Origin of the sequence: Gluconacetobacter sp. (assembly GCF_047721585.1) — a bacterium.
In the GTDB taxonomy this organism is placed as follows: Bacteria; Pseudomonadota; Alphaproteobacteria; order Acetobacterales; family Acetobacteraceae; genus Gluconacetobacter; species Gluconacetobacter dulcium.
On record NZ_JBDNXE010000051.1, the window covers coordinates 19,681 to 27,784 of the forward strand.

The following is an 8,104-nucleotide window of genomic DNA, read 5'->3' on the forward strand; positions in this document are numbered from 1 at the left end:
ATCCAAATGCTTGCCTCCTCCGTAATCCCTTTAACCACGGCGTCTTCGTGCATCCGAAGACGCCGTCGCATGCTATTGGGAGCGGGTGTATGTCAGATGCGGAAGACTGCCGGGTCGCCATTATAGGCTCGGGTCCCGGCGGACTGGCGGCCGCGATGCTGCTCGGTCATCGTGGCGCCGAAGTGACGGTTTTTGAAAGCCGGAACGAGGAGGGGGGCCGATCCGGTGCCTTCAGGGGCACGACGCAGGACGGGATTTTCAGCTTTGATATCGGCCCGACTTTTTTTCTCTATCCCGAGATGTTGCGGAGCCTCTTCGCCGAATGCGGCCTCGATCTCGATCGCGAAGTCTCACTTGCACGGCTTGATCACCATTATGACCTGATCTTCGAAGATGGTCCGAAATTGTCGGTCTCGTCTCGCGTCGATGATCTCGAAGCGGAAATAGCCAAAATAAGTGCCACGGACGCGGTGGGCGTCCGTCCCTTTCTGACAGAAAACCGGCGTAAGCTGGAAGCGTTTGCGCCGATCCTGCAAAGGCCATTCAATTCGCTCGCGGATGTTGCCCGGCTCGATATGCTCAAGGCCCTGCCGCTCCTGCGTCCGCATCGTTCGGTGGACGCCGATCTGGCGCGCTATTTCAATGACCCCCGGACGCGGCTCGCCTTCTCGTTTCAAAGTAAATATCTCGGCATGTCACCGTACCGCTGTCCGAGTCTGTTCACGATTCTCGGCTTCATGGAGCATGAATTCGGCGTCCATCATCCGATTGGCGGCACGCGGGCCGTGATGGCCGCCATGCGGCGCGCGGCGGAACGGTTCGGCGTCCGTTTCCGCATGGGCGAGGCCGTCAGCCAAATCGCATTTTCCGGACGGCGGGCCGTCGGCGTCGTCACAGCGAATGGCGTCCATCCCGCAGACGCCGTCGTGGTGAACGCGGATTTCGGTCGGGCGATGACGCGCCTTGTTCCCGATAGACTACGCCGCCGCTGGACGGACCGGAAGATCACCGGCAAGCGCTATTCCTGTTCCACCTTTATGCTCTATCTCGGAATCGAGGGGCGGCTGGACACGATTGGTCACCATTCCATATTTCTCTCCCGTGAATACCAGAAGAATTTCGCCGAGGTCGAGGCGGGCCTGACGCTCCCTCAAGATCCGTCGCTTTACGTGCAGAACGCCTGTGTCACCGATCCGGGCCTGGCGCCGGCGGGGTTTTCCACGCTGTATGTGCTGATGCCCGTCGGTCATTTGCGCGAAGACGGTCTGGATTGGTCGGAAGAGACGCGGGCACGGGCGCGGGCACTTGTCCTCGCGAGACTGCGTGATGCGGGATTTCCAGATCTGGAGCATCGCATCCGGTTTGAAAAAATCGTGACACCCCAGGACTGGGAAGACGAAATGGACGTCCATCGGGGCGCGGTCTTCAATCTCGCCCATTCGCTGGACCAGATGCTCTACCTTCGTCCCCACAACCGTTTCGAGGATCTTGAGCGGGTCTATCTCGTGGGCGGCGGCACGCATCCGGGCAGCGGTCTGCCGGTGATTTTTTCCGGCGCGCGCGTGTCCTGCGCCCTTCTGGCGGACGATCTGGGGCTGGCTAAAGCGCCCCGCGCCTCAAACTCTTTTGTCGCGCCAGCGGGCGCCTTTCAGCACGGAGAACCGATATGAGCGCAACTCTGCCCGTGGCCGTGATCGGCGGCGGTCTCGCGGGGCTGGCGAGTGCCTGCACGCTGGCGGCGCGCGGCTGGCCGGTCACCTTGTTCGAGAAGAACGGCTGGTTCGGCGGCAAGGCGGCCGTGCTGGAACAGGACGGGTTCCGCTTCGATATGGGGCCGACAATCCTGACTGTGCCCGAGGTGCTGCGCCGCGTATTCGACGAGGCCGGGGTGGATATGGATGAGCGGCTCGATCTGCGGCGCCTCGACCCGCAATGGCGCTGTTTCTTCGAGGACGGGCTCGTGCTCGACCTTGAAGAGAATATCGAAGCGATGGCCGCTAGACTGGAGGCACTTTCGCCCGGCGACGGCGACGGATACCGCCGGCTGATCGAAATGAGCCGCGGTCTGCACGAGGTCTCGGAAAATTTTTTCTTCTGGAAGTCGGTCGGCGGACTGCGCGACACGGTCGACTTGCGCGCGAACATGGACCTGTCGACGCTACGTCAGGTCCTGAGCCTGCGGATGGGATCGAACGTCGCGCGTGAAATACGCCGCCGGGTCGCCGATCCGCGGGCTAGCCAAATGCTCGATCACATGACCCAATATGTGGGATCGTCGCCAGCGCTTTCGCCTGCCGTTCTGTGCTCGATCGCCCACATGCAGGCCCAAGGCGGGGTCTGGTATCCGATGGGAGGCACCCGCGCGGTCCCGGATGCACTGATCCGTCTTGCGGGCGAATTGGGCGTGCGGCTGCAGGCTGGCGTCGACGTCACACGTATCGTTGAACGCGACGGGCGCGTCCGGGCAGTCGAGACCGCGTGTGGCGAACAGATCAAGGTCTCGGCCGTTGTGTCGAACATGGACAGCGTGCGGACGATGCGTGAACTCGTCGGCGGAGAACCGGCGGCAGCGTTCGCGCGGCGATGGAAGCGCAAGCGACCGGCTTGCTCGGGCGTGGTGCTCTATCTCGGGCTTGATCGCGGATACGAACATCTCCTGCATCATGATTTCCTGTTCTCGCACGATCCGGAGCAGGAGTTCGAGGATATCTACCGGGCCGGAATTCCGGCCGCCGATCCCACCTGCTATCTCGCGGCCCCGGCGCGAACCGACCCTTCAGTTGCGCCTCCCGGTGGGGAAGCGCTTTATGTGCTGGCCCACACGCCTTTCATCCGCCGTGGTCAGGACTGGGAGAAAATGTTTCCCGCCTATCGCAGGACGATCCTTGAAAAGCTCAAGCGCTGCGGCGGTATGCCGGATATCGAGGACCGCATCGTGACCGAGGCGCATCTCACACCACAGGACATTCACGACCGCTACCGTGTTCTGCGCGGCGCGATCTACGGGTTGGCGAGTCACGGCGCGTTCACTGGCGCGTTCAAGCCGGCGAACCGCTCGCGCGAGTTGGCCGGACTTTATCTCGCTGGAGGAGCCGCCCATCCGGGGCCGGGAATGCCGATGGTCCTTATGTCGGGCTGGATCGCCGCTGACTGCCTCGATCGCGATCTCGGTGATGGGAGCGCGGCGCGAGCATCGGGGGGTGCCCGATGCGGAGTCGTCCGCGCCTGAAGCGCGCCGGGGATGTCCCGTCGCGTTCCTCACTGATAGTGCGTCTGACGACCCTGGCGATGATCAGGGCGCTCCGGCGTCAGTTCGATGCCGTGCGCCTTTCTGGCGGCATTCCAATGGAGGCTTGCGCCGGGCGCCCGGTGATCGTCTGCGCCAATCATCCCTCATGGTGGGATCCCGCGATGTATTTTCTTCTGGGCAGCCTGTTCCCGGCCTATCGGCGGGGATTCGGCCCGATGGATGCGGCGTCTCTCGCCCGCTATCCCCTGTTGGAGCGTGCGGGGCTGTTCGGCGTCGATGCGCGCGACCCGCGTTCGATCGGGCGCTTCCTACGCACCGGCAAAGCGATCCTCGCCGATCCCCGCTCGATGCTCTGGATTGCGGCGCAAGGACGCTTTTCCGACGCGCGCCAACGACCGGTGGCGCTGCGGCCCGGCGTTGCGCACCTCGCCTGCCTGACGGAAAACCCGGTCGTTCTGCCGCTCGCGCTGGAATATGTTTTCTGGAACGAGAGCCGCCCGGAGGCGCTGGCTCGCTTTGGCGAGCCTGTCTTCGTCAGGGCGTCTGAAAGACCGAAAGAGCTCAATGCGCGGATCGAGGTCGCGCTGACCCAGGCGATGGACGAACTCGCCTGCGAGGCGAAAAGCCGGGACCCGGCGCATTTTTCCATGCTGCTGCGGGGAACGGCAGGTGTCGGTGGTCTTTATGATCTGGGACGGCGGCTTCGCGCGCTCGTCAGGGGCGAGCGTTTCGATCGCCGCCACATGATGGAGCCTCGTCGTCCATGAGCCCCCCCCCTCTCGCCTGGTGGCAGCGCCCTGGCTCGACCGCCTCCCGGCTTGGTCTCGTGCTCGCTGCGCTGCCTCTGGCGATCGCTGCGAGTAATCTCCTTATGGTGCGCAGGCCCCGCCGGTGGCGCGGGCGGCCTTCGATCTCGGTGCTGATCCCGGCGCGTGACGAGGAGGCGACCATCGCCGCCGCGGTGACCGCTATTCTCGCCTCACGTGACATCGATCTCGAACTTATCGTGCTGGACGACCACTCGACGGACGGGACCCGCGCCGTCCTGAACGGCATTCACGACGACCGGCTGCGGGTCATCCCAGCGCCGGATCTGCCGTCCGGCTGGCACGGAAAGCCTCATGCCTGCTCGTGTCTCGGTCAGGCGGCGTCGCATGAACTGATGCTGTTCCTCGATGCCGATGTCAGGGTTTTCCCGGACAGCCTCAATCGGTTTGCCACCTGGATGAATGACAATCCTGCCGTCGATCTCGCGAGCGGCGTGCCACGACAGATCGTATGCGGCGTTCTTGAACGGTTGCTGATTCCGCTGATCCATCTCGTGCTGTTCGGCTATCTCCCGGTGATTCTGGATAAGGGCGACCGGCCGGCCTTTGCGGCGGCGTGCGGACAGCTCATTCTCGTCCGGCGGTCGGCATGGCGCATGGTTGGCGGTCACGCGGCGGTTCGCGCGCGGCTCCACGACGCGCTGTCGCTCGCGCGCGCTTTTCGTCGCGCAGGCCTGCGCACGGCCGTCATCGACGTCACCGACCTTGCCGTCTGCCGGATGTATCGAAGCAATCGCGCGGTCTGGGCCGGCCTGTCACGCAACGCGACGGAAGGCATGGCCACCCCGAAGGCACTGCCGGTCTGGACGTTCCTGCTTGCTGGGGGGCATGTTTTTCCGTTGATTCAGCTTGGCCGCCGCGTGGATCGGGCCTCGGTCTCCGCCCTGGCCTGCGCGTTCGGACTGCGCGCGCTGCTCGCCATTCGGTTCCGACAGGATATGCTTTCGGTCGCGACGTCGCCGCTCGGCGTTGCCCTATTGCTGCTGCTGCAATGGCGCGCCCTGTTTCACAAACTCATGGGACGTCCGGTTGAGTGGCGGGGTCGCCTCTATTCTTCAGGAAAGCGTCAGACATCATGAATCTTCAGGCCGCCATCAACCGGAACGCGTTACGCTCACTCTCTCTGGCGCTCGCGGCGGGTTTAGCTCTCTCGCCTGCGATGGCGCAAGCCGGGGATATGACGGTCACTGTGACGAACATTCCGGACTCCGTTGGATTGGTTCGGATCGGAATCTGCACAGAGGCGGAATTCCCCGGAACCCAGTGCGCCCTGCACGCGCTTGTTCCAGCGGCCCGGGGTGAGGTAACCGCGATCATAGCGAATGTTCCCGCCGGTACATACGCTGTCGCAGCGTTCGAGGATCGTAACGGAAATGGCAAGCTGGATAGAAGCTTCTTCGGGATTCCGACCGAACCCATCGGCTTTGCGCGCAATCCGCCGATGCGAATGGGACCGCCCTCGTTTGCCGATGCGGCGCTCCGTATCCCTGCGGAGGGGGGCACCGTTACAGTTCCCCTTCGGCTCAGGTGATGAAGCGGGCTCGCGCTATGCGCGTATTGACGACAAATAATTTTTTAGAAAAAATTCAGCCATCGGGCAACGCCTGCCAGCCTGCGGCCATCTCCGGATCCGGGCGAGCGCAAGTGCAAGCGCGGCCATGGACCGCGTCGCACGCTGATCGTCACCGGCCTGGTCAGGGTAAGCAAACCTTCCGCGCCCCGGGTGGAGCCGTATCCACTTTCGCCGGTCCCTCCGAACGGGAGCCGCGGATCGGCGGTGGGAGCGATGAGATCGTTGATGACGATCGAACCGGCGCGTAAATCCGACGCAAGCTTACGGCAGGCTGCTTCCGGTCCGAACAGGGACGCACCGAGGGCATAGGGGCAGGCGAGATCGGAGCGGACGGCCTCGGCCATGGATCGCGACGGGATCAACGCGAGCCAGGGCGCGAAAACATCCGCGCGCAACAGCGCCATGTGCGGATTTGCGTTGGTCAGAAAGGTGACGCCGCCGATGTCGCGCGCAGATGCTCCGTCGGCCACAGCTTCGACCGTCAGGTTGGCAAGAATGGCGGAGACTGGCGGGTTTGGCTTGGGTACGCGCAGCTTCGCCAGATGGCGCAGCAGACGTGCTTCCATTTCCTGCGCCATGGTCTCGGCGATGAACACGCGATGCGGTGCGATGCAGGTGGCCCCGCCATTGAGACGCATCCCGAACGCCAGAGATCGCGCAACATGCTCAAGATCGGCGCCGGGCATTACGAAGACCGCGTCGTTGCCCGACAATTCGAGCGTCAAGGGCGTAAGGGTCTCCGCTGCGAGCCGGGCCACCCTGCGCCCGGTCGAGGCCGCACCTGTGAGAATGATATGGTCGAACCCGGCCCGCACCGCAGCTTCGCCGGCGGAGTCTGTATCTTCCAGTATCCTGATCAAACCGGGCGGAACTCCGGCAGACGACAGCAGTTCGCTCAAGGCGGCGACGCAGCCGGTCTGTCCGGGTGCAGGTTTTACCGCGACGGCGTTTCCGGCGGTGATCGCCTGCAACATCTGGCAGCCTGTCAGGAAAAGCGGATAGTTCGACGGGGCAAGAATGAGCACGGCGCCGAGCGGTCGCCGTTGTATGACGGCCCGCGTTCCAGCGAGCAGCAACGGACGCCCTTTGCAGCCGACGCGGCGTGGACGCAGCAATGCATGAGCTTCGCGCTCAAGAAACCGCGCCGCATCAAGCAGAGGCAAAATCTCTGCGGCCATCGTATCCGCGAGTGGCCTGAACTGAATCTTGCTGGCGATCAACTCGCTGCGGCGCGCCAGCAGACGTCTGAATTTCCGAATGATTGCAAGACGGTCCGCGACGGAGCGCGAAGCCCATCTTGCTGAAGTGTCGCGGAGCTGTTCGCGCAAGTGGGAGAAACCGGTCAAATGCATTTCCTTACAGCCGTGACTTGCGCCCTGGGTCCTTGCCCGGAGGTAAGACTGCCATCAGATGCCGCCGCTAAGTGGAAGACTGCGGGTACGCACCGGATTTCGTCGCGGCCAGCAGGCTGATAACCAACAAGGCGGCAGACATTTGCGGCGGTCTCAGACGGGCAAAGAATGACGGTAGCCTCTTTTTCTTCGCCAGGCCGACGTCTGCGATGAGAGTCAAGAGATAACCCGCCTGGAGAAGGCGCCAGGAATTTTCCTCGCGTGGCAGGGCAAGAGCGAGAAGGCCGGTGAAGTAGAGAAGCAGCATCGCCGAGATCTCCGAGAGAATCGGCCCCTCACGGTTATAAAAGCTGGCGCCGCGATGGACGCCGCCGAAAAAACAAAGGAGTGTCGCCGCCCACAGAAGGGCGAAGCGTCGCAGCACGGTCGCTGTTCGACGGGGCAAAAAGCAGATGCCGATAAGGCAGAGGAACAGAACGAGGACCGCGCTCCAGCCAAGCAGGAAACCTTCCGCGGGGGTTTGGTGCGCGTCTGATTCCTGACCGTGATAAACCCTGACTGCCATGAATCTCCTCATTTCCGTTATGCGACTTAACGCTGAGTTCAGCCACGGAACCGGCTGTTTTTTCTACGGCTCATTGCCGGCAAAGACGACGCGCGTACCGTCCGTGTTGGTCAGATTAGCGGCTTACCATAACGAACTCTACCGTACAAATGACGGCTTTCCATTTGTTTTGACCGAAAGCCAACCTTCCGTTAACCCCCCATTGCGGTCGTGATTTCCGGGAGGTGACGGGGACGCCGTGTTCCGGGATGAGGGGCTGGGTGTTTCTGGGGATGGATGGGATCCCGCGTGGGAAGTAGTCATAGGAGGAAGAGGTCGGCTTTGCCTTTGGTGCCGAATAACCGGCATCAGAGGAGAGTTTTCCATGACCACGACCACCATCCTGCCCCCTGCGTCCCGTGGTGCGGCGTCCGGCGGCTTCCGGATCGATCCGTCGCGCGGAGAGCGTAGCGCCCGCGTATCGTCCGAATGGTTCTCGCGGCTGAACCCGGACACTGGAACTGGAACTGGTGGAGATCCGGGATGTGGTGGCACAAG

Annotated in this window: 7 protein-coding genes; 5 read left to right on the forward strand and 2 right to left on the reverse strand. The window is 63.0% G+C overall.

The genetic code is table 11. The features are described 5' to 3' along the window. The first annotated feature begins 89 nt into the window (after positions 1–89). The 5 genes from crtI to ABF821_RS11090 are packed head-to-tail and all read left to right on the forward strand — an operon-like array spanning position 90 to position 5,608. The gene (gene crtI, locus ABF821_RS11070) at positions 90–1,670 is read left to right on the forward strand and encodes a phytoene desaturase family protein (protein WP_182974263.1); all 1,581 of its coding nucleotides are present in this window, start codon (positions 90–92) and stop codon (positions 1,668–1,670) included. After that, positions 1,667–3,229, forward strand: a complete 1,563-nt coding sequence (locus ABF821_RS11075) for a phytoene desaturase family protein (protein ID WP_182974264.1) — start codon at positions 1,667–1,669, stop codon at positions 3,227–3,229. The genes crtI and ABF821_RS11075 overlap by 4 nt, the downstream gene beginning before the upstream one ends. 59 nt (positions 3,230–3,288) lie before the next feature. Continuing rightward, positions 3,289–4,017 carry a lysophospholipid acyltransferase family protein gene (locus ABF821_RS11080; RefSeq protein WP_182974265.1) on the forward strand — a complete coding sequence of 243 codons (729 nt, stop codon included), beginning with the start codon at positions 3,289–3,291 and terminating at the stop codon, positions 4,015–4,017. Further along, positions 4,014–5,156, forward strand: a complete 1,143-nt coding sequence (locus ABF821_RS11085; RefSeq protein WP_182974266.1) for a glycosyltransferase — start codon at positions 4,014–4,016, stop codon at positions 5,154–5,156. The genes ABF821_RS11080 and ABF821_RS11085 overlap by 4 nt, the downstream gene beginning before the upstream one ends. Continuing rightward, entirely contained in the window at positions 5,153–5,608 is a 456-nt protein-coding gene (locus ABF821_RS11090; RefSeq protein WP_182974267.1) for a DUF2141 domain-containing protein, read from the forward strand. The genes ABF821_RS11085 and ABF821_RS11090 overlap by 4 nt, the downstream gene beginning before the upstream one ends. A 44-nt stretch (positions 5,609–5,652) precedes the next feature. Here ABF821_RS11090 and ABF821_RS11095 read toward each other — a convergent pair whose 3' ends face one another. Both ABF821_RS11095 and ABF821_RS11100 read right to left on the reverse strand, forming a co-directional pair. Beyond that, positions 5,653–6,996 carry an aldehyde dehydrogenase family protein gene (locus ABF821_RS11095; protein ID WP_246402127.1) on the reverse strand — a complete coding sequence of 448 codons (1,344 nt, stop codon included), beginning with the start codon at positions 6,994–6,996 and terminating at the stop codon, positions 5,653–5,655. A gap of 73 nt (positions 6,997–7,069) precedes the next feature. Further along, a complete protein-coding gene (locus ABF821_RS11100) occupies positions 7,070–7,567 on the reverse strand; it encodes a DUF3429 family protein (RefSeq protein WP_182974269.1) in 498 nt (165 codons plus the stop codon). Between the last annotated feature and the right edge of the window lie 537 nt (positions 7,568–8,104).

Coding starts and splice junctions, on each gene's coding strand:
- crtI (WP_182974263.1), top strand. CDS start 90: ATGTCAGATGCGGAAGACTGCCGGGTCGCCATTATAGGCTCGGGTCCC.
- ABF821_RS11075 (WP_182974264.1), top strand. CDS start 1,667: ATGAGCGCAACTCTGCCCGTGGCCGTGATCGGCGGCGGTCTCGCGGGG.
- ABF821_RS11080 (WP_182974265.1), top strand. CDS start 3,289: ATGATCAGGGCGCTCCGGCGTCAGTTCGATGCCGTGCGCCTTTCTGGC.
- ABF821_RS11085 (WP_182974266.1), top strand. CDS start 4,014: ATGAGCCCCCCCCCTCTCGCCTGGTGGCAGCGCCCTGGCTCGACCGCC.
- ABF821_RS11090 (WP_182974267.1), top strand. CDS start 5,153: ATGAATCTTCAGGCCGCCATCAACCGGAACGCGTTACGCTCACTCTCT.
- ABF821_RS11100 (WP_182974269.1), bottom strand. CDS start 7,567: ATGGCAGTCAGGGTTTATCACGGTCAGGAATCAGACGCGCACCAAACC.